Genomic DNA, 22,470 nt, shown 5'->3' on the forward strand with positions numbered 1-22,470 from the left:
GTCAGTGTCCTTCCGAGGTGATGGCGGGCTGGTGGTCGAACGGGCCGGCCGCCTTCACCCGCACGCGGACGGCGGATCCGCCGCCGAGGTGCGTCAGCGGGACGTCGTCGGCGTCGACGATGCGGACCTTCGCGGGGTCGGCGCCGGCCGCGACGGCCTGCTCGATCGCCTCCGCCTTGGCCTGCTCGAGCACCTCGGTCCGCGAGGTGCCGCTGAGGTCGTAGATCCGGTCGACCTCGCCGCCGGCCTCGGCGAAGGCGGCGCCGACCGCGTTGGCGATGCCGGCGTTCTCCGGCACGACCAGCGACTCGAGACCCGGGACGACGCGCAGCAGCGGACCGCCGCCGCCCACGACGACGACGGGGGTGTCGTCCGCGCTGAGCTTGGCCTTCTCGACTGCGTGGATCACCCGGTCGCCGACGATCTTCAGAGCCGCCGCGACGACGTCGTCCGGGATGTCGGCGACGAGGGCGGAGTCGCCCATCGGGTCGGCGCCGGCGCGCACCGCGATGTCGCTGAAGGTGAGGGTGTCGCCGCCGAAGACGCGCGCCTGCTCGGTGATCCGGAAGCCGACGCTCTCGGGGCCGACCGTGCCGCCGTCCTCGGCGATGATCGTGCCGCCGCCGATGGCGAGCGAGAGCACGTCCGGGATCCGGAAGTTGCTGCGCACGCCGGCGAGGCTGAGCGCGACGGTCGACTCGCGCGGGAAGCCGCTCTGCAGCAGGCCGATGTCGGCCGTCGTACCGCCGACGTCGACGACGACGGCGTCCTCGATGCCGGTGAGGAGGGCGGCGCCGCGCATCGAGTTCGTGGGGCCGGAGGCGATGGTGAAGATCGGGTAGAGCCGGGCCCGCTCGAGGGTCATCACGGTGCCGTCGTTCTGCGAGAGCAGGATCGGGGCGTCGATGCCGCAGGAGGCGACGACCTGCTCCAGGCCGTCGATGACCCGCGCCGCGAGGTCGAGGAGCGAGGCGTTGAGGATGGTCGCGTTCTCACGCTCCAGCAGGCCGACCCGGCCGACCAGCGTGGAGCGGGTGATCGTGACGTCGGGCAGCTCCTCCTGGAGGATCCGCTCGGCGAGCAGCTCGGGCTCCGGGTTGACCGGCGAGAACACCGAGCTGAGCGCGATGTGCTTGATGCCCGACTCGGCCAGCTTCTTCGCGACGTCGCGCAGGCCGTCCTCGTCGACGGGGCTGAGCGGGTTGCCGTCGAACTGGGCGCCACCGGCGCAGATGTAGACGTCGTCGCCGACGACACCGCGCAGCCGGTCCGGCCAGTCGATCATCGGGAGCAGGCTCTGCGGCGGCGTGGCGAGACGGACCAGCGCCACCCGCTCGAGGCCGCGGGCCTGGGCGATCGCGTTGATGAAGTGGGTGGTGCCGATGAAGACCGCGCCGATCTCGCCGGGGTCGACGTCGGCGAGGACCTCGGTGAGGGCGGCCCGGATGCCGATGGTGACGTCCTCGGTCGTGGGCGACTTGGTGGACGAGACGACCCGGCGGCCGTCGAGCACCACGGCGTCGGTGTTGGTGCCACCGACGTCGATGCCGATGCGAAGGGACATGGGAAGGACTCCTAGGTGAGGGGGTTCAGGCGTCGCGGCGGGCGCGGTCGATGCCGACGGCGATGAGCAGGACGACGCCCTGGACGGCGCCGATCCAGAACTGCGGCATGCCGCTGAGCAGCAGGATGTTGGAGAGGACGATCAGGAAGAGCAGCCCCAGCAGGGTGCCGAGCAGGGTGCCCTGGCCGCCGGAGAAGCGGGTGCCGCCGAGCAGCACCGCGGTCAGCGCGAAGAACTCGTTGCCGAGACCGGCGGACGGGTCGGCGGCGCCGAGCGCACCCAGCAGCAGGAGGCCGGCCACGCCCGCGCAGAGCGCGCAGATGCCGTAGCAGATCATGGTGACCCGGTCGACGTTCACGCCGGCGAGACGGGCGGCCTCGCGGTTGCTGCCGACGGCGTAGACGTTGCGGCCGAAGACGGTGCGGTTGAGCAGCACCCACATCAGGCCGAAGACGATGCCGGCGATGATGACCGGCGTCCGGATCCCGAGGATGGAGCCGTTGGCGAGCGAGTCGAGGGCCGGGCTGTAGACCGGCTTGCTGGAGCCGTCGAGGATCACCCGCAGCAGGCTGGGCAGGATGGTGAAGCTGGCCAGGGTGACGATGAAGAAGTTCATCTTCCCCTTGGCGATGAGCAGGCCGTGCAGCAGGACGCCGATCGCGAGGGCGGCCCCGAGCGACAGCACGATCACCAGCCCGTCGGCGAGCTTCCAGCCGACGAAGAGGAAGACCAGGCCGCCGACGAAGCCCTGCATCGCGCCGGTCGACAGGTCGAAGCCGACCTGGATCACGACGAAGGTCTGGCCGAGCGCCATGACCAGCACGGCGGAGTACGTCGCGAGCTGGACCATCAGGTAGGGCCCGCTGCGCAGCTGCGGCAGGAAGGGCAGCGCGACGACGAACATCGCGAGGACGATCGCGAAGAAGAGACCCTGCTGCTTCATCGTCGACGGGCCGCTGGCCACGACGGGCTCGGGCCCCGCGGACGTCGCGGGCTGGGACTGGATGACGGTCATGACGGGTTCTCCTCCACGGAGTCGGGCAGGTGGGAGCCCAGCGAGGAGGCGAGGACCTCGTCCTGGCTCACCTGGGCGATGGGGCGGTCGAGCACGACGGCGCCGTCACGGACGACGACGACGCGGTCGCAGAGCTCGAACAGCTCCTCGAACTCGCTGCACACGGCGATCACCGCGCTGCCCTCGGCGGCAGCGGACGCGAGTGCGGCATGGATGGCGCCCCGGGCGCTGGCGTCCACGCCCTGGGTCGGCTCGTCGGCGACGATGACCTTCGCCTTGCGGGACAGGGCCCGGCCGACGACCAGCTTCTGCTGGTTGCCGCCGGAGAGCAGCGCCGCGTGCCGGTCGGGGTCGCGCGGGCGGACCTCGAAGCGGTCGATCAGGTCGGCCGCCTCCTGACGCTCGGCGGCGCGGCGGCGGAACGGACCACGCCGGATGACCCCGTCCTCGCGGCCGACGAGGAGGTTCGCCGACACCGACTGGTTGCCGAGGATCGCGGTGACCTGGCGATCCTCCGGGATGTAGGCGACACCGGCGGCCTGGGCCGACCGGATGCTGCCGAGCTTGAAGGTGCTGCCCTCGACCGCGACCTGTCCCTCGGCGGGGTGGGCGCCGGCGAGGACGGAGGCCAGCCGGGAGCGGCCGCTGCCGCTCTGCCCGGCGATGCCGAGGATCTCGCCGGCGTACACCTGAAGGTGGTCGACGGACAGCCCGCGCCAGCCGCGCAGCCCGCTCGCCTCGAGGACGACGTGCCCCCGGTCGGGGCGGTGCGCCGGCCGGTTGTCGCGCTCCTCGGCGGAGAGGAGGCGGACGATCTGGTGCTCGGTCTGGGGCGTGACCGGGCCGGTGTGGTTGACCAGCCCGTTGCGCAGGACGACGACGTCGTCGGCGAGCTCGAGCACATCACGCAGCCGGTGCGAGACGATGACGACGGTGCCGCCCTCCCCCACGAACCGGCGGATCAGCGCGTGCAGCGCCAGCACGCCGTCCTCGTCGAGGACGGCCGTCGGCTCGTCGAGCATGAGCACGATCGGCTTGCGGGCCATCGCCGCGGCCAGCTGCACGAGCTGGCGCGAGGACTTGTTGAGGGTGGAGGTGACCTGGTCGAGGACCGACGCGGGCAGCAGCCCCTCCAGGTGCTCGGCGGCGAAGCGCCGCGCCGCTCGGTCCCGCAGGAACGGGCCGCTCGCGGCCTCGGGCCGGCCGAGGCTGACGTTCTGCCAGACGGTCAGGTGCCCGGCGAGGGTCGGCTCCTGCGGCACCAGCACGATCCCGGCGTCCTGCGCCGACGTGAGACCGGTGACCGGCCGGCCCGAGGGCCCCTCGACCTGTCCTGAGGACGGGTCGAGGAGCCCCGACACGACGCGGAGCAGGGTGGTCTTGCCGGAGCCGTTGGCGCCGACGACCGCCGTCACCACGCCCCGGCGGAAGGCGACGTCGACGCCCGCGAGCGCCTTGGTCGCGCCGTACAGCTTGGTGACACCGGAGACGACGACGCCGGCGGTCGACCCGGACTGATCCTGGAGCGCGCTCATCGGAATCAGAAGCCCGACGGGATCTTGATGTAGGTCTGGCGCTCGGTCCACGGCTTGTAGTCGGCGACATTGGTCTTGGTGTAGACCTGGCCGAGGGGCGCGTCGACGATCTCGTTGTGCAGCTTCTCGCCGGTCAGGGCGCGCTTGACCAGGTCGGCCATGGCCTTGCCGTAGTCGAGGCCGTTGAAGTCGTAGGAGAGCGCGAGCTGGCCCTGCTTGACCTGGGCGATGTTGGTGTCCTCGCCGGCCATGGTGCCGATGACGACCTTGTCGGAGACGCCGGCCTGGCGGGCCGCGGCGATCGCGCCGGTGGCGGACGCCGAGTTGTAGACGACGAGCGCGCGCAGGTCGGGGAACTTCTGGAAGATCGTCTGCGCCACGCGCTGCGCCTCGGGAGCGTCGTCCTTGAGGTTGCGCTGGTTGTTCGGGTCGCCGACGAGCTTCATGCCGCCCGCCTCCAGGCCCTTGACCGCGCCGCGGACGGCGGCCTCGATGTTGTCGGTCGGGATGCCGGAGAGCACCGTCGCCTCGCCCTTGCCGCCGGCGAGCTCGGCGAGCGCCTTGCCGGTGTCCGCGCCGCGCTGCTCGTCGGGGAACTTCAGCTTGCCGGTGACGTCGAGGCCGCCGAGGTCCTGGAAGGTGAAGATCGGGATGCCGGCCTTGTTGGCGGCCTCCACGCCGGGGCGGATCGCGTTGGCGTCGAGCGGGAAGGTGACGATCGCGTCGACGCCCTCCGCGATGCCCTCGTTGATGCGCTGGTTGCCGGTCGCGAGGTCGATCTGGTTCTGCGCGTTGAGCTGGAAGACGCGGGCCATGGTCGCGCCCTGCTTGTTGAGCTCCGAGGCGAGGCCCTGGGCCAGGCCGTCGAGGAGCGCATTGCCCGGTACGCCGTCGACGTACAGGATCTTCTTGCCGGCGAGCGCGCCGGTCGTGTCGACCTTGGCCGCGGCGAGCGGCTTGTCGCCCGATCCCGCGTCTCCCGTCGAACCGGTGCCACACGCCGCCAGAGCGAGCGCCGTGACACCGGCGAGGAGGGGTGCGGTGAGGAATCGCTTCATGTGCTGTCTCCAGGTGTTGTCCGAGGAGTTCGGGTGGGTCAGCTCCCCCGAGGTGCCGTGACAGGGATCGAACCGCCATACGTGTCCCGGGTCACTGGGCGGATCGCACAGGAACCACCCCTGGACTGGGCGCGCCGCCCGGAGCGACGCCGGGGGCGAGCCTCTAGCGTCCTCGGCAAGGAACGACGGACCCGAGGAGCCAGCCCATGCACCTGCGCGTGATCCTGCCGATCATCGGCGACACCTTCATCGAGCAGATCCGGTCGGAGGTCAGCGCCTGGGTGTCGCCCGGCACCGAGGTCGACGTGGTCTCCCTCGACCATGGCCCCGCCAGCATCGAGAGCGAGTACGACGAGGCGCTCGCCGGCCCCGGCATCCTGCAGCGGGTCGAGGAGGCGAACGCCGACGGCGTCGACGCGATCTTCGTCAGCTGCGGCGCCGACCCGGCGATCCAGGCCGCGCGGGAGATCACCGACCTCCCCGTCGTCGGCGGCTTCGAGCCGGCGATGCTGACCGCGCTCACCCTCGGCGAGCGGATCGGGATCCTCCAGGTGCTGCCGAACGTGCTGCCGATGCTGCGCAGCCTGGCCCGCCGCTACGCGATCGGCGAGCGGCTCGGCACCATCCGCGTCATCGACCTGCCGGTGCTCGGCCTCAGCCACGGTGACGACCTCGTCGACCGGCTCGTCGAGCAGGCCGCGTCGGCGGTGTGCGCCGGCGAGGCCGACGTGCTGGTGCTCGGCTGCACCGGGATGCTCGGCGTCGCCGCCGCCGTCCAGGAGCGGCTCGCGGCCGACGGGCTCGTCGTACCGGTCGTCGACCCGACCGCGGCCGCCGTGCTGTGGCTGGAGTCCCAGGTGCGGATGCGCCTGACGGCGAGCCGGACCACCTATCTCACCCCGCCCGCGAAGGAGCGCATCGCATGAGCATGCTGCGACTCGGCATCGACGTCGGAGGCACCAACACCGACGCCGTCCTGATCGACGGCCAGCGCGTCGTCGCCGCCACGAAGTCGTCGACGACGTCCGACGTGACGAGCGGCATCGTCGCCGCCATCGCCGACCTGAAGGCCGCCTCGGGCTTCGACCCGGCGCAGGTCTCCGCGGTGATGATCGGCACCACGCACTTCATCAACGCCCTCGTCGAGGGCACCCGGCTCACCCAGACCGCGGCGATCCGCTTCGGCCTGCCGGCCACGAGCGCGCTGCCGCCGCTCGTCGACTGGCCCGAACGGCTGCGGACGGCGATCGGCGGGCACAGCTATCTGTGCCACGGAGGCCACGAGTACGACGGCACCGAGATCTCCGCCTTCGACGAGCAGGAGCTGCGCGACGTCGTCGACAAGGCGCTCGAGGCAGGCGCCCGGTCGTTCGCGATCTCGTCGGTCTTCTCCCCCGTCAACGCGGAGTTCGAGCTGCGGGCGGCCGAGATCATCGCCGAGGTCTCCCCCGGCGCGCCGATCTCGCTCTCCCACGACATCGGCCGGATGGGCCTGCTCGGCCGCGAGAACGCGACGGTCATCAACGCCGCGCTGCGCGACCTCGCCGACAATGTCACCACCGGCCTGAGCCAGAGCGTGCTCGCCGCCGGCATCTCCGCGCCGGTCTTCCTGAGCCAGAACGACGGCACCCTGATGGACGTCGACTACGCCCGCCGCTACCCGGTCGCGACCTTCGCGTCCGGCCCCACCAACTCGATGCGCGGCGCGGCCTTCCTCTCGCAGCAGCTCGACTGCGCCGTCATCGACGTGGGCGGCACGACCACCGACGTGGGCATCCTCCAGAGCGGCTTCCCGCGCGAGGCGTCGGCCGACGTCGCGGTCGCCGACGTGCAGACCAACTTCCGCATGCCCGACGTCCTCTCGGTCGGCATCGGCGGCGGCAGCATCGTCGACGGCGACGCGGGCGCGCCCCGCGTCGGCCCGCAGAGCGTCGGCTACCGGCTGACCGAGAAGGCGCTGGTCTTCGGCGGAGACACGCTGACCGCCACCGATCTCGCCGTCGCCGCCGGCATCGCGGACGTCGGCGACCCGTCGCTGGTCGCCCACCTCGACCCGGGCCTGGTGCGGTCCGCGCTCGCCAGCATCGGCGAACGGATGGGCGAGATCGTCGACCGGATGCGGATCTCCGCCGACCCCGTGCCCGTCGTGGCGGTCGGCGGCGGCAGCATTCTGGTGCCCGACGAGCTGATCAGCGCCTCGAGCGTGATGCGCCCCGAGAACTACGCGGTGGCGAACGCGATCGGCGCCGCCATCGCGGAGGTCGGCGGCGAGGTCGACCGGGTGTTCTCGGTCAGCCCCGGCCAGCGCGACGCCGTCCTCGACGAGGCGCGGCAGGAGGCCGTCGACCGGGCCACCGCCGCGGGCGCGCGCCCCGGCTCGGTGCGCGTCGTCGACATCGAGGAAGTGCCGCTGGCCTATCTGCCCGGCAACGCCACCCGGATCCGGGTCAAGGCGGTCGGCGAGCTCTCTCTGGGAGGAGACCACCATGCGTGAGATCACCGTCGAGGACCTGCCCGACATCGCCCGCGGCGCCGCGGTCCTGGGCACCGGCGGAGGCGGCGACCCCTACATCGGGCGCCTCCTGGCGCAGCAGGCGATCCGCCGGCACGGACCGGTGCCGCTCGTCGACCCGATGGACCTGCCCGACGACGCGGTCGTCATCCCGACCGCGGTGATGGGCGCGCCCACGGTGATGCTGGAGAAGCTGCCGTCGGGCAAGGAGCTGGTCACCGCGCTGCGCGCGCTGGAGACGCTCATCGGCAAGAAGGCGACGCACACCATCTCGATCGAGGCCGGCGGCCTCAATTCGGTGATCCCGTTCGCGACCGCCGCCGAGCTCGGCCTGCCGATGGTCGACGCCGACGGCATGGGCCGGGCGTTCCCCGAGCTGCAGATGCTGATGCCCACCCTCGGCGGGATCAGCGCGACGCCGATGGCGCTGGCCGACGAGCGCGGCAACGCGATCAGCATGAACACGCTCGACAACGCCTGGGCCGAGCGGTTCGCCCGCACCGCCACCATCGAGATGGGCTGCAGCTCGGCGATCAGCCTCTACGTGCTGACCGGCAGGCAGACCAAGGAGTTCATGGTCCACGGCACCATCTCGCTGACCCAGCGGATCGGCGTCGCCATCCGCGAGGCCGCCGCCGCACACCGCGACCCCGTCGCCGCGACGGCCGAGGTGCTCGGCGGGCGGCGGATCTTCCAGGGCAAGCTGGTCGACGTACGACGCGGCACCGAGGGCGGCTTCGCCCGCGGCGAGGTCCGGCTCGACGGGCTCGGCGACGACCTCGGCGCCCAGCTCGACATCTCGATCCAGAACGAGAACCTGGTCGCGATCCGCGACGGGCAGGTGCTGGCCAGCGTCCCCGACCTGATCTGCGTGCTCGACACCGACACCGGCGAGCCGGTCACCACCGAGATGCTGCGCTACGGCCTGCGCGTCAGCGTCGTGGTGGCGCCGTGCGACCCGCGCTGGCGGAGCCCGGAGGGGCTCGCGCTGACCGGCCCGGCGTACTTCGGCTACGACCACGAGTACGTGCCGGTCTGAGCCCGCGCTCTGCGATCATCGCACCTGTGAGTCACGTCGACGCCCCCCCGCTCGGCCTCATCGCCGAGGAGCACGTCGACGCGCTCACCGCGGGCGCGAACCTGCTCGGGTCCGGGGGCGGCGGCAATGTCGCGCTGGCCTATCAGCTGCTCCGCCAGGCCGTACGACGCCGCCCGGTCGTCGTACGGCGGGCGGCGGACCTGCCGCCCGACGCCCTCGTCGTCCATGTGGGCGTGGTCGGCGGCCCCGACGTCCTCGCCGAGCGCCTGATCGACCCGCGCGACATGGCCACCGCCGCGCACGCCGTGGCCGAACGCGTCGGCGGCCGGGTCGACGCGGTCGGCATCATCGAGATCGGCGGCCTCAACGGCCTCGCCGGCGTGGTGGCGGCCGGCGAGCTCGGCCTGCCCGTCGTCGACGGCGACCTGATGGGCCGCGCCTTCCCCAGCATCAACAAGACCACGATGGCGCTGGCCGGCGGGAGCGCCGCCCCGATGGGTGTCGTCGGGCCGGCCGGCGACACGGTCCTGGTCACGAAGAGCTCGGCCGCGTTGGCCGAGCGGGTGCTGCTCAGCACGGCCGGCGCGATGGGCGGTGCCGGCGCGCTGGCCCTCTACCCGACGACGGCCGCCTTCCTCGCGGAGGCCGGCGTCGTCGGCAGTCTCTCGGCCTGCGTCGCGCTCGGCGCCGCCTACGGCGAGTTCCCGCGGACGCAGGTCGCCGCGCTGGCCGAGCACCTGGGCGGGACCTTCCTGTTCGAGGGGCGGGTCGACGAGATCCGCCCGCGCGACGGAGCGCTGCCCGGCAGCATCACCGTGACCGACCGGGTGGCCGGCTCGGCCGCGCGGATCGACCTGCTGGAGGAGTTCCTCGCGGTCACCGTCGACGGCGTCACCCGTGCGTGCACGCCCGACGTCATCGTCGCGCTCGACCCGACGAGCGGCGGCGTGCTCAGCGTCGGCCAGGTGCGGCCCGGCCAGCTGCTCGCCCTCGTCACGCTGCGCGCCCTGCACGCCTGGCCGCCGGAGGCCGACGCCGTCGTCGGCCCCCGGGCGTTCGGCCTGGACCTGGACCTCGAGGAGACCGTCCGATGACCAGTGCGCCGCGCGTCGCGGACCTGCTGCACGACCCCGTCCTCGACGGCGCCCGGATCGTCGCCGGTGCGGCCGGCCTGGAGCGGCGGGTCACCGACGTGCTCTGGTACGACGGCGCCTTCGCCGACGTCACCGACCACCTGGTCGTGTGCGGGGACGCCCACGCCAGCCCGCCGTACCGGCTGGAGGCGGTGGTGCGCCGCGCCCAGGAGGCCGGCGCCGCCGCGCTGCTCGTCGTGGCCGCGACCGCGCGGCCCCTGCTGTCGACGGTGCGGCTCGCCGACCGGCTCGAGATCCCGGTGCTGTGGGTGGAGAGCGGCTCGCCGGGGCAGATCGCGCTCGAGCTGACCGCGCTGGTGCGCGCCCCCGAGCAGGTCCGTGCCCGCACCATCGAGCGGCTGCTGCGCCAGCTCAGCACCAAGCGCACCGGCCAGGACATCCTCGCCACGGCCGCGTCGGTGCTGTCGGCCAAGGTCTCGCTGATGACCTCCGACGGCGCGTGCATCCTCGGCGACCCGGTCGACCTCGACCCGCGGCTGCACCTCGACCAGGCGGTGGCCCAGCATGGCGAGCACCTGCTGGTGCACCCCGTGCTCGACCCGCAGGTCAACCGGCTGGCCGCCTGGCTGGCCTGCCCGTTCGAGCGGGCGGCCGACGCGCGGCTCGACGTCCTCGCGGTGGGGCTGGCGATGACTGAGCCGTTCATCCGCTCCTGGCTGTCGGGGCAGCGCGCGCAGGCCGACCGCGACTCGGTCTTCCGCGCCCAGCTGATCTCCGAGATCATCGCCGGCCGCGACTCCGTCAGCCGGGACGTCGTCGAGGGCGCGGTGTCGCTCGGCTGGCGGCTGCCCGGCTGGCACGTCGGCATCCACGTGCTGTCGGAGGCAGGCGACCACGTCGACCGCGAGCGGATGATCGACCAGATCACGACCGCCCTGGCCGGGCACGGCATCGAGCTGGTCGCCGCGGCCCGCCGCGGCCCGGGCTGGGCGATGTGGATCACCACCGACGACGAGCCCGCCCCGGACGACGCGCGCCGGCTGATGCGCGCCGTACGGCTGGTGGCGGCGGCGCTGCCCCGCGACTGGAGCCTCACCGCCGGCATCGGCCGCCCCCACCGGGGCCCCAACGGCCTGGCCGAGTCGCTCAGCGAAGCCCGTGACGCCGCGGACCTGGCGCGCAGCCACGACTTCCGGCCCGCCGTCGAGCACTCCGACGAGCTCGGCGTGGCGCGGCTGCTGGCGACCTGGCAGCGCTCCGACGTCACCCGTGCCTTCGCCGAGACCGCGCTCTCGCCGCTGCGCGACCCCTCGCACAGCCACCTGCTCAGCACGCTGCACGCCTACCTGGAGAGCGGCGGTTCCGCCGTACTGACGGCTCAGGCGCTGGGCGTCCACCGCAACACGGTCACCACGCGGATCCAGCAGATCCGCGACCGGCTCGGCGTCGACCTCGACGACCCGAGCCAGCGGCTCGCGCTGCAGGTCGCGTGCCGCGCGCTCGACGTCTGAGACGTCCGGGGGCGTCCTGCACAGTGCCCCCTGCGGGCGGCGGCAGGATGCACATTCCGGGTGTGACGCGTCCCACCTAACCTCCGAGGTAACCAACCGAAGGAGACGGCATGCACATCCGAGTGGTTCTTCCGGTCATCGGCGAGACGCTCATCGAGCACGTCCGCAGCGAGGTCCTCGCGTGGGCCGCGCCCGACACCAAGGTCGACGTCATCTCGCTGGAGCGCGGGACGGCCAGCATCGAGTCGGAGTACGACGAGGCGCTCTCGGCCCCCGGCATCCTCCAGCGCATCGAGGAGGCCGCGACCGACGGCGTCGACGGCGTCTTCATCACGTGCTTCGGCGACCCCGGCGTCCACGCGGCCCGCGAGATCATCGACGCGCCCGTGGTCGGCGGCTTCGAGCCGGCGATGCTCACCGCCCTCAGCCTCGGCGAGAAGGTCGGCATCATCACCGTTCTGCCGAACGTGCTGCCGATGCTCCACTCCCTCGCCCGCCGCTACACGATCGAGCGCCGGGTCGGCACGATCCGCGTCGTCGACCTCCCCGTGCTCGGCCTCGAGGACCACGACGTCCTCATCGAGCGGCTCTTCGAGCAGGCCTCGGACGCCGTCGCCAAGGGCGAGGCCGACGTCATCGTGCTCGGCTGCACCGGCATGCTCGGCGTCGCCGCCGAGCTGCGCGATCGGCTCGCCGCCGCGGGCCACAAGGTCCCCGTCGTCGACCCGACTGGTGCCGCGATCGCATGGCTCGAGTCGTGCGTGCGCCTCGGCGTGACGCCCAGCCGGACGACGTACATGCCGCCGCCCGCGAAGGACCGCAAGGCGTGAGCTCCCTGGCAGCCCGGCTCCGGGCGCGCTCCGGGACGGGCTGCCTGCGGGGCCTCTGGCTCAGCTTCCTCGGACCGTTCGGGCTCGAGGTGGTCGCCGCGTCCGCCGCGGCCGGCCGGATCGACTGGCTCGGCGTCGACCTGCAGCACGGCGACATCGAGCCCCAGGACGTCGCCCCGCTGCTGCGCGCGACCGACATCCCCGTCCTGGTGCGCCTCTCCTCCCACGACCCGGCGCACCTGGCCCGGATGATCGACACCGGCGTGGCCGGCGTCATCGTCCCGGGCGTCGAGTCCGCGGCACAGGCCTCCCAGCTGGTCGCCGCGGCCTCGCTCCCCCCGCTGGGGCGGCGCAGCACGGGACTGTGCCGCGCCGCCCTCGCCCCGACCGGCGAGCGCCCCCTGCTCCTGGCGATGGTCGAGACCGCCGCCGGTCTCGCGGCCGCCGACGAGATCGCCGAAGTGGACGGCGTCGACGGGATCTTCGTCGGCCCCTACGACCTCTCCCTCGCCCTGAGCGAGCCCTCGGTCTCCACCGGCCTGATGCTCTCCGCGATCGCCGACGTGGCTGCCGCGGCGCGCCGCTGGAACCGCGCCTTCGGCGTCTTCTCCGGCAACCGCGAGCTGACCGCCGCACTGCCGCCGGTCGACCTGCTCGGCGTCGCGACCGACGCCGCCGTACTGCAGGTCGGTCTGGACGCTCTCTTCGCCGAATCACCTGTCCTGGTGGGCCGATGACCATCCCGCGGCTGCACGACCCGGACCGCCGCGACTTCGGGTCCGACAACTTCGCCGGCGTGCACCCAGATGTGCTCGCCGCCCTCGCGACGGCCAACCTGGGGCATCAGCCCAGCTATGGCGCGGACGTCTACACCGAGCGGCTGCGCGACGTCGTACGGCGGGAGTTCGGGCCGGACGCATCGGTCTACCCGGTCTTCAACGGCACCGGCGCGAACATCATCGCGCTGCAGGCGATGGCCCAGCGGTGGGAGGCGATCGTCTGCGCCGAGTCGGCGCACCTGCACACCGACGAGTGCGCGGCGCCCGAGCACCACGGCTTCAAGCTGATCACGGTGCCGTCGCCGCACGGACTGGTCTCACCCGACGCGCTCCCCGCCATCGCGGCCGATCGAGCCAACCGCCATCACGCGCAGGCGGGAGTGCTGTCACTGAGCCAGAGCACCGAGCTCGGCACCTGCTACTCACCCGACGAGTTGCGCGCGCTCACCGATGCCGCGCACCGATCGGGCTTCCGGGTCCACGTCGACGGCGCACGCATCGCCAATGCGGCGGCGCGTCTGGGCGTCTCGCTGCGGGAGCTGACGACCGACGCGGGCGTCGACGTGCTGTCGTTCGGGGCGACCAAGAACGGCGGCATGTTCGGCGACTGCGTGATCGTCCTCGACCCGACGGCCGTGGCCGGTCTGCCCTACCTGAAGAAGGCGAGCACACAGCTGCCGTCCAAGACCCGCTTCATCTCGGCACAGCTGCTCGCGCTGATCGAGGACGGACTGTGGCTGCGCAACGCCGCCCACGCCAACGCGATGGCCGACCGCCTCCACGCCGGCCTGTCCGCGCTGCCCGGGGTGACGATCACCCATCCGGTGCAGGCGAATGTCGTGTTCGCGGTCCTCCCAGACGGGGTCGCGGACCGGCTGCGCCGGCACTGGTCGTTCAGCACCTGGAACGCCGCGACCGGCGAGGTCCGGCTGATGACGTCGTTCGACACCACGGCCGAGGACGTCGACGCGCTCGTCAGGGCCGCCAGCCACGAAGGAGTCCCCGCATGAGCAGCATCCCCGAGCGGATCGACCGGGCGCTGCCCGTCGTCCTGGGACACCTGGAGGAGCTGGTCCGGATCCCGTCGGTCAGCAGCCTCCCCGAGCATGCCGACGACGTCGCCCGCAGTGCCCGGGCCTCCGCCGACCTCCTCACCGAGCTCGGCCTGTCCGCCCGCGTCGTCTACGCCGGCGGCCTGCCGTCGGTGATCGCGCACCGCCCCGCGCCTCCGGGCGCCCCGACCGTGCTGCTGTACGCGCACCACGACGTGCAGCCGGCCGGCGAGGTGACCGACTGGGCGTCGGACCCGTTCGAGCCGAGCGCGCGCGAGGGACGGCTCTACGGACGCGGCGCCGCGGACGACAAGGCCGGTCTGGCCGTGCACCTGGCCGCCCTGCTCGCGCACGGCGACGACCTCCCGGTCGGCGTGACCGTGCTCGTCGACGGCGAGGAGGAGATCGGCTCCCCCAGCCTCCCGGACCTGCTCGACCGCTACCGCGACGACCTCGCCGCCGACGTCATCGTCGTCGCGGACTCGGTCAACTGGGCTGTCGGGACGCCGTCCCTGACCGTGGTGCTGCGCGGGCTCGTCGACGCCGTCGTCGAGGTCCGCACCCTCGAGCACCCGCTGCACTCCGGCGCCTGGGGCGGCCCGCTCCCCGACGCCCTCACCACCCTCGTCGCGACCCTCGCCACCCTCCACGACGCCGACGGCTCGGTCGCGGTGGCCGGGCTGGCGCGCGGACGCGGCAGCGAGGTGGAGTACGACGAGGCGCGGTTCCGCAAGGACGCGGGCCTGCTCGACGGCGTACGGCTCACGGGCACAGGCTCCATCACCGACCGCCTCTGGCTGCAGCCCTGCATCACCGTCACCGCCATCGACAGCCAACGCGTCGACGGCGCCGCGAACATGCTGAGCGCCTCCGCCCGCGCCAAGCTCTCGATGCGGATCGCCCCCGGCGACGACCCGGACCGCGCTCTCGCCGCCCTCACCGAGCACCTGCACGCCCACGCCCCGCACGGCGCCCACGTGAGCGTCACCCCGGGGCCGCTGGCGCACCCGGTCCGGCTGGACCCGCCGCCCGCCGTACGGGACGCGGCGCTGGACGCCCTCCGCACGGCCTGGGACGGCGTCGAGCCGGTCGAGATCGGCGTGGGCGGGACGCTGCCGTTGATCAAGCTGTTCACGGACGCGTTCCCTGACGCGGCCGTGCTCGTCACCGGCGTCGAGGACCCGGACACCCGCGCGCACGGCCCGAACGAGAGCCTTCACCTCGGGGACTTCCGCAATGCGTGCGTGGCCGAGGCGCTGCTGCTCGAGAGGTTGGGGCGGTCGGGTGATCAGGGTTGAGTGGTCGGGGCCCGACAGCGAAGGCGGCGAACCTCGAACGCCGCCGGGAAAGGCCGGTCCGATAGCCACGGACTGTCCACAACCCCTATTTTTCCGGTGCTTTGTGCACAGGCTGACGCTTTGAGATTGGCAGAGTCGGAGGGCGGTGTTGGGATGGCGGCATGGCTCAAGCGCCCGCACCCGACACCGGCATCAGCACGATGCTGGCCTCGCTGCGCGCGGAGATCGAGGGCCGTGAGGCGTCGCTGATCCGGGAGTGGGCGACGATCGCGGCCTGGGCTGAAGCCAACGTGGTCGAGGCCGCGGAGAGTCCGGCGACGACCGGCGACGGGTTCGTCGACACCGGTCTCCCGATCGCCGGTGACGGGGCGCCGTTGGTGTCGGAGTTCGCGCTCATGGAGCTGATCGCGGTCCTGGGCCGCTCACCCGCCGGCGGCCGCGCCTACGTCGGGAAGGTGCTGGGTTGCGCCTGGCGCCTGCCCAACGTCTGGGCCGCGGTCATGGCGGGGCGGTTGGCGCCGTGGCGCGCCGTACGGATCGCCAAGCTGGTCGGGCCGCTCTCAGCCGAGGCCGCTGCGTTCGTGGACCGCAACCTGTTCAACGCCTCCGGCGTCGGGTGGGCCCAGCTCGAACGCCTCATCACCGAAGCGATCGTCCGGTTCGACCCCGTACGGGCCGAGGCGGAACGTGCGGCCGTGGCCGATGAGCGGTACTTGGACATCGACGAACCCAACGCCCAGGGCCTGGCGCATATCTCCGGACTCCTCGACGCCGCCGACGCCCGCGACCTCCACGACGCCATCGTCCGCCGCGCCGCCCTCCTCGGGACCCTGGGCAGCCTGGGCGCCCTCGGCGGTGAAGCGTCGCTCGACGTCCGCAGGTCTCAGGCCCTGGGCGAGTTGGCGCGGGCCGACCTCGCACTCGACCTCGACGGCGCCCCGGCTCGACGAGCGACGATCAACGTCCACATCACCGACACCACCCTGACCGGCGACAACCCCGTCGCCCGCTGGAACGACCGCCCCATCTCCACCGAGCAGGTCCGTGAGTGGCTCGGCACCGCGACCACGGTCGTGGTGCGGCCGGTGGTCGATCTGGCCGACCACATCCCGGTCGACTCCTACGAGATCCCCGATCGCCACCGTGTGAGTGTCGAGCTGCGCGATCACACCTGCCGCTTCCCGCGCTGTGGCCGCAAGGCAAAGACCTGCGACCTCGACCACGCGAAACCCCACCGCAAGGGCGGACCCACCTGCCCCTGCAACCTGGTCCCCCTCTGCCGCCGGCACCACCGCGCCAAGACCCACTCACGTTGGCGCTACAAGGTCACCAAGCCCGGCACCTACACCTGGACCAGCCCCCACGGCTTCCTCTGGCAGGTCGACCACCGAGGCACCCACCCCCTCCGAACATGAGCCGCTGAACAGAGCACCCACTCACACCCCGCACGACAAGGGTGTACCGGCAGCAACGGCCGGTCGACAGGCGACCACAACAAATCACCTCGACCACCGCGGCGCGCAACCACGCAATCGATAACGAAAGCCGGCACCGCGACAACCCGGACCTACCGGACACCCGCCCCAAAGGCAGTAGCCCGCGCCCGCAATCCCGCATGCACGTCGGACGTCCGCCCGGGAGGCAGCCACGCCTTCCGGATCTTCGCGACCGAGGTGTAGTTCGTGTCGCAGACGTTGGCGAGCGGTGACTCCACCGCCTGGGTGAGCAGCTGATAGGCGTCCAGCTCGGACAGGCCGTGGTCGGCGACCACCCAGCTGAGCAGGTCGAGCTGGGCGATCCGGAAGGCGTCCTCGAGCGGGCGGGCGGAGCCGGCGGACATGAGGTGGGTGTCGGACTCCATCCGCGGCCAGGGCGTGGGGACGCCCTTGATCAGGTCGACGATGACGACCGTGTTCATCGCGCATTCGACAGCGACACCGCAGGTCTCGCCCTCGCCTTGGCGCGCGTGTCCGTCGCCGAGGCTGAACAGCGCGCCCTCGACGTTGACGCCGAGGTAGCAGGTGACGCCGGCACGCATCTCCGGCGTGTCCAGATTGCCGCCGTGGGCGTCCGGGACGAGGGCGGAGCGGACCTCGAGGTTCGCGGGGGCGACGCCGACGGTGCCGTGCATGGGGTCCAGCGGAAGGTCGACGGTGAGGTCGCTCTGGCGTGCCTGGAAGGTGCAGGTACGGCGCTCGCGGTCGAGCTTCCACATCCAGACCATCTCCGGCAGGGGCGGCTGGAGCGTCGCGGTGGTGTGCGTCGAGGTGAGGGCGCCGAAGAGCGGCACGGTGGTCGAGGCCGCCCAGTCCCGGGCGGGCTCGATCGACACGAAGTGGACGGCGAGGGTGTCGCCGGGCTCGGCGCCCTCGACGTAGAACGGCCCGGTCTGCGGGTTGAGGAACGGGAACTCGCACACCTGGGAGACCAGGTCGTCGACGCCGCGGACGCGGCCATCGAAGCAGTCCTCCGTGTAGACTTCGAGCACCGTGCCCGGCGCGATCCGCGCGATGGGAGCGGCGCCACCGAACGTCCAGGCGTACGGCGCCTCCCCGGCGCCCACGGTCAGCACCTCGAACTCAGCCATGCTCACTCCTCTCGTTCCGCTCACCTCTGTCACGCAGCCGGCGGCCCGGCGGCCTTGACCCGGATCCGCACCGACTGCCCGGGCAGGTAGGTCAACGGAAGCGCATCCACCTCCACGATCTCAACGGTTCCGGCCTCGGCGCCCGCGTGGACGCACTGGCGGCGAGCCTCGTCCTCGGCGAGCTGGACGGCCTCTTCGCGGGAGAGGCCGTCCAGGTCGTAGATCCGGTCGGACTCGCCGCCGGCATAGGCGATCGCGCTGCCGACCGCGTTGGCGACGTCGGCATGGTCGGGACGCAGCACGGTCTGGCCCGCGAAGGCGTCCGGTCCGACGAGGGGCGCGCCGCCGCCGACCAGGACGACGGGGACGGCGTCCGCGGCGAGGCGCATGGCGTCGACAGCACGCTCGACGAGCTCCTGGATCCGGCTCGTGGCGCGGGCGACGAGCTCGGGGTCGAGCGCGGCAACGAGCGACGGCGTGCCGACGGAGAGCCGGCCGGCGGCGACCGCGAGGTCGGTGACCGTGAGGGTGTCGCCGCCGAAGACGCGGGCGCGGGTCCGGAGCTCGCGGGCCACCGAGCGCGGGCCGATCGCGATCGGCGAGGCGTCGAGCGAGACGATCGAGCCGCCGCCGACGCCGATGGAGACCAGGTCGGGCATCCGGAAGTTGGTCCGCAGGCCCGCGAGCTCGGTGGTGTTGGCCGACTCGCGCGGGAAGCCGCGGCGGAGCGCGCCGACGTCGGTGGTGGTGCCGCCGATGTCGACGACGAGCGCGTCCTCGACGCCGGCGAGGAAGCCCGCGCCGCGGATGCTGTTGGTGGGTCCGGAGGCGAAGGTCCGCACCGGGAAGCGCGCGGCGAAGTCGGCGGACATGAGGGTGCCGTCGTTCTGGCTCAGGTAGAACGGACAGTCGACGCCGACCCGGGTGAGCGCCGACTCGATCGACTTCATCACCTCGACGGCGGTGGAGGCCAGGCAGGCGTTGAGGATGGTGGCGTTCTCGCGCTCGAGGACGCCGAGGTTGCCGATGTCGCTGGACAGGCTGAAGCTCAGCGTCGGCTGCTGCGCCGCCATGACGTCGCGGGCGAGGGTCTCGTTGTCGCTGCTCAACGGCGCGAAGACCGACGTGAGCGCGATCGAGGTGAGTCCGTCGGCGACGGCGCGGTCGGCGGCGGTCCGCAGCGCGGCCTCGTCGAGGGCGGTGATCGGCGAGCCGTCGAAGTTGACGCCGCCGGGCAGCAGGGCGACCGAGCCGCGGGTGGCGTCGGCGAGGTCGTCGGGCCAGATCGAGAACGGCGGGAAGGCGCGCGAGGCCGGGGCGCCGAGGCGGATCGCGCAGACACGGTCGAGTCCGCGGCGCTGGACGACGGCGTTGGTGAAGTGGGTGGTGCCGAGCACGACCCGCCGTACGACTTCGCCGTCGACGCCGGCGATGTCGAGCACCTCGCGGATCGCGCGCTCCACGCCCTCGCCGACCGAGGCGGTGGTGGGCGACTTGTGGGAGGCGACCACCCGGTCGCCGTCCATCAGGACGGCGTCGGTGTTGGTGCCGCCGATGTCGATGCCGATGCGCATGGGTCAGCCCCTCGCAGCCAAGAGCGCCGGCGACGGACGCCGACCCTCGAACGGTCGGTAGTCCACGTCGTAGCCGAAGTGCCGCGGGCCGGCGATCTCCAGTCCCCGCGGGCTCAGCCACTGCTCGTCGCAGGGCATCGCGAGCACCGAGACGCGGGAGCCGAAGCGGAGCCGCTCGGTGGTGATCCCGCGGCAGCTGTCCTGCTCGACGATGGTGAGCAGGTCGGGCACGCAGGCCATCGGCTCGTCGCCGACGTAGGCCATCAGGTTCTCGTTCTGGAAGGTGACCCGCATGGTCGCGCCGGCGAAGGCGTCCGCGCCCTCGATGTGCACCTCGCCGACCGCCCAGCCACCGGTGACGTGCCGGTCGACGCCGCTGATCTTGCCGGCGAAGAGCTCGACGCCGCCGGTCCGGTCGAGCACCGCCCGCAGCGCGTCCTCGCCGGAGCGCTCGAGCAGGATCTCGCCGATGTCGCGCGCCAGGGACACCGAGCCGTGCACCGAGGCGAGCTCGATCTGCTCCTTGGTCAGCGGGAACGCCAATGCCGGTGCGATCGCGCCGAACTGGATGACGGTCGACCGGGCCAGCCGCTCGGTCCAGAAGTTGTCGACCGCCTTCATGATCACGACATTGCCGTGCTCGTCGGCCATCGACATCGGGCTGACGCCGATCCCGTGGATGGTCTGGGTGACCAGCTGCACCTCGGGGAAGGCACGGCCCATCGAGTCAGCGTCCACGACCGGCAGGCCGCGCTCGGCGGCGAGCGCGATCGAGACGACGGTGTTCACGCCGCCGATCTCCGGCGACATCATCGCGGTGATCGGGCGGCCCATCGCCTCCTGCATGCCGTCGAACGCGCGGCCGAGCTCCTCGCCCAGGCTGAGCTTCTCCATCATGGGCACCGGGCTGCCGACGACGGCCGCCGCGACCGCGAGCGCGTCGTCCGGCAGCTCGTCGACGGAGACCAGCTCCGGCTCGCCGTGCTCCCGGATCGCCCGGCAGGCGAAGCGCGAGCCCAGATAGGGATCGCCGCCGCCCCCGGTGCCAAGGATCGCGGAGCCCTCCGCGATCGCCTCGATGTCCCGCTCACTCAATCTGCGCCGCATGCCCGGCGACGCTAGCCAGCCCCCGACCGCGACGTTCTGGTCCGATGGCACACTCGGGAGGCGGCGGCTGAGCAGTCTGCACATGGCCGACTCCCCCGGCGGCAAGGAGCCTTCACGCGATGAACGACGACACCCCCGTGCTCGACCTGGCGGCCATCCGCGCGCGCTTCCCCTCGCTGCGCAGCGGCACGGCGCACTTCGACGGCCCCGGCGGCACCCAGACGCCGGACGTCGTCGCGCAGGCGATCTACGACACCCTCACCGGGCCGCTGTCCAACCGCGGCGCGCTGACCGAGGCCGAGCGCAATGCCGACGCCGCGGTCGTCGGGGCGCGGGCCGCGATGGGCGACCTGCTCGGGGCCGATCCGTCGGGCATCGTCTTCGGTCGCAGCATGACCGCGCTGACCATGGACTTTGCGCGGACCATGGCGAAGCAGTGGGGGCCCGGCGACGAGGTCGTCGTCACCCGCCTCGACCACGACTCCAACGTCCGCAGCTGGGTGCTGGCGGCCGAGGGCGTCGGCGCGACCGTCCGGTTCGCCGATTTCGACCGCGAGACCGGCGAGCTCGACCCGGCCGAGATCGCGCGCAACCTCTCGCCCGCGACCCGGCTGGTCGCCGTCACTGCCGCGTCGAACCTGATCGGCACCATGCCCGACCTGCCCGCCATCAGCGCGCTCGTCCACGATGCCGGCGCCCGGCTGTACGTCGACGCCGTCCACTACGCCGCGCACGCGGTGGTCGACGTGGCGGCGCTCGGGGCCGACTACCTGGCGTGCTCGCCGTACAAGTTCCTGGGGCCGCACTGCGGCGTGATCTGGGGCCGGCCGGAACTGCTCGAGGAGCTCCGCCCCGACAAGTTGTTGCCGTCGCCCAACCACGTCCCCGAGCGCTTCGAGCTCGGCACGCTGCCCTACGAGCTGCTCGCCGGCACCACGGCCGCGGTCGACTTCCTCGCCTCGCTCGCCTGCCCCGACGCCGCGCAGCGGAGCCGCCGTGAGCGGCTGGTCGCCACGATGACCGCCCTGGAGGCCCACGAGGAGCGGCTGCGCAGCCGCATCGAGCGCGAGCTGCTCAGCCTCCCCGGTGTCACCATCCACTCCCGCGCCGAGCGTCGGACGCCGACCCTGCTGGTCACCGTCGCCGGTCACGACCCGCGCGCGATCCAGGCCTTCCTCGCCGAGCGCGGCGTCAACGCGCCGGCCGGCACCTTCTACGCCTACGAGGCGGCCCGCCACCTCGGCCTTCCCGACTACGGCGCGCTGCGCATCGGCCTCGCGCCGTACGTCGACGACAGCGACGTCGACCGGCTCCTGGCCGGCATCCGCGACTGCCTCACGCGGTAGCGGTCTCAGCCGAGACGGGTCCAGTGCTCCAGGACCACGAGCGTCTTGGTGCTGGAGATCTGACCGCCCGCGCGCAGCTGGCTCACCACCCGACGCAGGTCCTCGACGCCGTCGACCCGGATCCGCAGCAGCGCGTCCGGGTCGCCGGCCAGGGTGAGCACCTCGTCGACCTCGGGGATGCCGGCGACGTACTCCATGATCTGCGCCAGATCGAGGTCGTCGGCGAACTGCAGCTCGGTGACCGCCTCGATGCCGTTGGCTATCCGGCCGTGGTTGATCTGCACCGTGTACCGCTCGATGACGCCCAGCTTCTCCAGGCGCGCGATCCGGCGCTGCACGGGCGCCACGGTGAGGCCCACGGCGTGGGCGATCTCGCGCAGCGGACGGCGCGCGTTCTCGCGTAGCAGCTCGAGGATCTCGCGGTCCGTCCGGTCGACGGTGGCAGCCGATTCACTCACGCAACAGATCCTAAGCCAGCCAGTTCGTTTGTTGCGCGACAAGGAGCCAAACAACCAAGGAGTTTGCGGATCTTCGCGTAACTCGACGATCAGTGTTGTGACCGGGCCCAC

Annotated in this window: 19 protein-coding genes; 11 read left to right on the top strand and 8 right to left on the bottom strand. The window is 72.5% G+C overall.

The window, feature by feature from the left end; genetic code table 11:
* Position 1 precedes the first annotated feature (1 nt).
* From AB4880_RS00495 to AB4880_RS00510, 4 genes are read right to left on the bottom strand one after another with little or no spacing between them, the layout of a single operon-like run.
* The gene (locus tag AB4880_RS00495) at positions 2–1,564 is read right to left on the bottom strand and encodes a hydantoinase/oxoprolinase N-terminal domain-containing protein (RefSeq protein ID WP_367917230.1); all 1,563 of its coding nucleotides are present in this window, start codon (positions 1,562–1,564) and stop codon (positions 2–4) included.
* 25 nt (positions 1,565–1,589) lie between these two features.
* Complete coding sequence (locus tag AB4880_RS00500; protein WP_367917231.1) at positions 1,590–2,579, bottom strand: ABC transporter permease; 990 nt, start codon at positions 2,577–2,579, stop codon at positions 1,590–1,592.
* Positions 2,576–4,114 carry an ATP-binding cassette domain-containing protein gene (locus AB4880_RS00505; RefSeq protein ID WP_367917232.1) on the bottom strand — a complete coding sequence of 513 codons (1,539 nt, stop codon included), beginning with the start codon at positions 4,112–4,114 and terminating at the stop codon, positions 2,576–2,578. The genes AB4880_RS00500 and AB4880_RS00505 overlap by 4 nt, the downstream gene beginning before the upstream one ends.
* A gap of 5 nt (positions 4,115–4,119) precedes the next feature.
* A complete protein-coding gene (locus tag AB4880_RS00510; RefSeq protein ID WP_367917233.1) occupies positions 4,120–5,172 on the bottom strand; it encodes a sugar ABC transporter substrate-binding protein in 1,053 nt (350 codons plus the stop codon).
* A 206-nt stretch (positions 5,173–5,378) separates the two neighbouring features.
* Between AB4880_RS00510 and AB4880_RS00515 the strand changes: the two genes are divergently transcribed.
* From AB4880_RS00515 to AB4880_RS00560, 10 genes are all read left to right on the top strand, one after another.
* Positions 5,379–6,098 carry an aspartate/glutamate racemase family protein gene (locus AB4880_RS00515; protein ID WP_367917234.1) on the top strand — a complete coding sequence of 240 codons (720 nt, stop codon included), beginning with the start codon at positions 5,379–5,381 and terminating at the stop codon, positions 6,096–6,098.
* Positions 6,095–7,666 carry a hydantoinase/oxoprolinase N-terminal domain-containing protein gene (locus AB4880_RS00520; protein ID WP_367917235.1) on the top strand — a complete coding sequence of 524 codons (1,572 nt, stop codon included), beginning with the start codon at positions 6,095–6,097 and terminating at the stop codon, positions 7,664–7,666. Before AB4880_RS00515 ends, AB4880_RS00520 begins: the two co-directional genes overlap by 4 nt.
* The gene (locus AB4880_RS00525) at positions 7,659–8,723 is read left to right on the top strand and encodes an S-methyl thiohydantoin desulfurase family protein (protein ID WP_367917236.1); all 1,065 of its coding nucleotides are present in this window, start codon (positions 7,659–7,661) and stop codon (positions 8,721–8,723) included. The genes AB4880_RS00520 and AB4880_RS00525 overlap by 8 nt, the downstream gene beginning before the upstream one ends.
* A gap of 26 nt (positions 8,724–8,749) precedes the next feature.
* A complete protein-coding gene (locus tag AB4880_RS00530) occupies positions 8,750–9,817 on the top strand; it encodes an S-methyl thiohydantoin desulfurase domain-containing protein (protein WP_367917237.1) in 1,068 nt (355 codons plus the stop codon).
* A complete protein-coding gene (locus AB4880_RS00535; RefSeq protein ID WP_367917238.1) occupies positions 9,814–11,328 on the top strand; it encodes a helix-turn-helix domain-containing protein in 1,515 nt (504 codons plus the stop codon). The genes AB4880_RS00530 and AB4880_RS00535 overlap by 4 nt, the downstream gene beginning before the upstream one ends.
* Before the next feature lie 110 nt (positions 11,329–11,438).
* Entirely contained in the window at positions 11,439–12,158 is a 720-nt protein-coding gene (locus tag AB4880_RS00540) for an aspartate/glutamate racemase family protein (protein ID WP_367917239.1), read from the top strand.
* Positions 12,155–12,895 (top strand): HpcH/HpaI aldolase family protein, encoded by a 741-nt coding sequence (locus AB4880_RS00545; protein WP_367917240.1) that lies wholly within the window; start codon positions 12,155–12,157, stop codon positions 12,893–12,895. The genes AB4880_RS00540 and AB4880_RS00545 overlap by 4 nt, the downstream gene beginning before the upstream one ends.
* The gene (locus AB4880_RS00550) at positions 12,892–13,947 is read left to right on the top strand and encodes a threonine aldolase family protein (protein ID WP_367917241.1); all 1,056 of its coding nucleotides are present in this window, start codon (positions 12,892–12,894) and stop codon (positions 13,945–13,947) included. The genes AB4880_RS00545 and AB4880_RS00550 overlap by 4 nt, the downstream gene beginning before the upstream one ends.
* Positions 13,944–15,287 (top strand): dipeptidase, encoded by a 1,344-nt coding sequence (locus AB4880_RS00555; RefSeq protein WP_367917242.1) that lies wholly within the window; start codon positions 13,944–13,946, stop codon positions 15,285–15,287. The genes AB4880_RS00550 and AB4880_RS00555 overlap by 4 nt, the downstream gene beginning before the upstream one ends.
* A gap of 161 nt (positions 15,288–15,448) precedes the next feature.
* Positions 15,449–16,702 (top strand): HNH endonuclease signature motif containing protein, encoded by a 1,254-nt coding sequence (locus AB4880_RS00560; RefSeq protein ID WP_367917243.1) that lies wholly within the window; start codon positions 15,449–15,451, stop codon positions 16,700–16,702.
* Positions 16,703–16,854: 152 nt separating this feature from the next.
* Here the strand turns inward: AB4880_RS00560 and AB4880_RS00565 are convergent, their stop codons facing one another.
* Genes AB4880_RS00565 through AB4880_RS00575 form a run of 3 tightly spaced genes read right to left on the bottom strand, consistent with a single transcriptional unit; the run spans position 16,855 to position 20,555 of the window.
* Entirely contained in the window at positions 16,855–17,874 is a 1,020-nt protein-coding gene (locus AB4880_RS00565; RefSeq protein WP_367917244.1) for an acetamidase/formamidase family protein, read from the bottom strand.
* Between the two features lie 29 nt (positions 17,875–17,903).
* Positions 17,904–19,448 (bottom strand): hydantoinase/oxoprolinase family protein, encoded by a 1,545-nt coding sequence (locus AB4880_RS00570; protein ID WP_367917245.1) that lies wholly within the window; start codon positions 19,446–19,448, stop codon positions 17,904–17,906.
* Positions 19,449–19,451: 3 nt separating this feature from the next.
* Positions 19,452–20,555: an S-methyl thiohydantoin desulfurase family protein gene (locus AB4880_RS00575; protein ID WP_367917246.1), complete on the bottom strand. Its 1,104-nt coding sequence runs from the start codon at positions 20,553–20,555 to the stop codon at positions 19,452–19,454.
* A gap of 119 nt (positions 20,556–20,674) precedes the next feature.
* Between AB4880_RS00575 and AB4880_RS00580 the strand changes: the two genes are divergently transcribed.
* Entirely contained in the window at positions 20,675–21,901 is a 1,227-nt protein-coding gene (locus tag AB4880_RS00580) for a cysteine desulfurase-like protein (RefSeq protein WP_367917247.1), read from the top strand.
* 5 nt (positions 21,902–21,906) lie between these two features.
* Here the strand turns inward: AB4880_RS00580 and AB4880_RS00585 are convergent, their stop codons facing one another.
* Positions 21,907–22,359, bottom strand: coding sequence for an Lrp/AsnC family transcriptional regulator (locus AB4880_RS00585; protein ID WP_367917248.1), 453 nt, complete (start codon positions 22,357–22,359; stop codon positions 21,907–21,909).
* Between the last annotated feature and the right edge of the window lie 111 nt (positions 22,360–22,470).

Source organism: Nocardioides ginsengisoli (assembly GCF_039537225.1).
GTDB lineage: Bacteria > Actinomycetota > Actinomycetes > Propionibacteriales > Nocardioidaceae > Nocardioides > Nocardioides ginsengisoli.

Coding starts and splice junctions, on each gene's coding strand:
- AB4880_RS00495 (WP_367917230.1), bottom strand. CDS start 1,564: ATGTCCCTTCGCATCGGCATCGACGTCGGTGGCACCAACACCGACGCC.
- AB4880_RS00500 (WP_367917231.1), bottom strand. CDS start 2,579: ATGACCGTCATCCAGTCCCAGCCCGCGACGTCCGCGGGGCCCGAGCCC.
- AB4880_RS00505 (WP_367917232.1), bottom strand. CDS start 4,114: ATGAGCGCGCTCCAGGATCAGTCCGGGTCGACCGCCGGCGTCGTCGTC.
- AB4880_RS00510 (WP_367917233.1), bottom strand. CDS start 5,172: ATGAAGCGATTCCTCACCGCACCCCTCCTCGCCGGTGTCACGGCGCTC.
- AB4880_RS00515 (WP_367917234.1), top strand. CDS start 5,379: ATGCACCTGCGCGTGATCCTGCCGATCATCGGCGACACCTTCATCGAG.
- AB4880_RS00520 (WP_367917235.1), top strand. CDS start 6,095: ATGAGCATGCTGCGACTCGGCATCGACGTCGGAGGCACCAACACCGAC.
- AB4880_RS00525 (WP_367917236.1), top strand. CDS start 7,659: ATGCGTGAGATCACCGTCGAGGACCTGCCCGACATCGCCCGCGGCGCC.
- AB4880_RS00535 (WP_367917238.1), top strand. CDS start 9,814: ATGACCAGTGCGCCGCGCGTCGCGGACCTGCTGCACGACCCCGTCCTC.
- AB4880_RS00540 (WP_367917239.1), top strand. CDS start 11,439: ATGCACATCCGAGTGGTTCTTCCGGTCATCGGCGAGACGCTCATCGAG.
- AB4880_RS00550 (WP_367917241.1), top strand. CDS start 12,892: ATGACCATCCCGCGGCTGCACGACCCGGACCGCCGCGACTTCGGGTCC.
- AB4880_RS00555 (WP_367917242.1), top strand. CDS start 13,944: ATGAGCAGCATCCCCGAGCGGATCGACCGGGCGCTGCCCGTCGTCCTG.
- AB4880_RS00560 (WP_367917243.1), top strand. CDS start 15,449: ATGGCTCAAGCGCCCGCACCCGACACCGGCATCAGCACGATGCTGGCC.
- AB4880_RS00565 (WP_367917244.1), bottom strand. CDS start 17,874: ATGGCTGAGTTCGAGGTGCTGACCGTGGGCGCCGGGGAGGCGCCGTAC.
- AB4880_RS00570 (WP_367917245.1), bottom strand. CDS start 19,448: ATGCGCATCGGCATCGACATCGGCGGCACCAACACCGACGCCGTCCTG.
- AB4880_RS00575 (WP_367917246.1), bottom strand. CDS start 20,555: ATGCGGCGCAGATTGAGTGAGCGGGACATCGAGGCGATCGCGGAGGGC.
- AB4880_RS00580 (WP_367917247.1), top strand. CDS start 20,675: ATGAACGACGACACCCCCGTGCTCGACCTGGCGGCCATCCGCGCGCGC.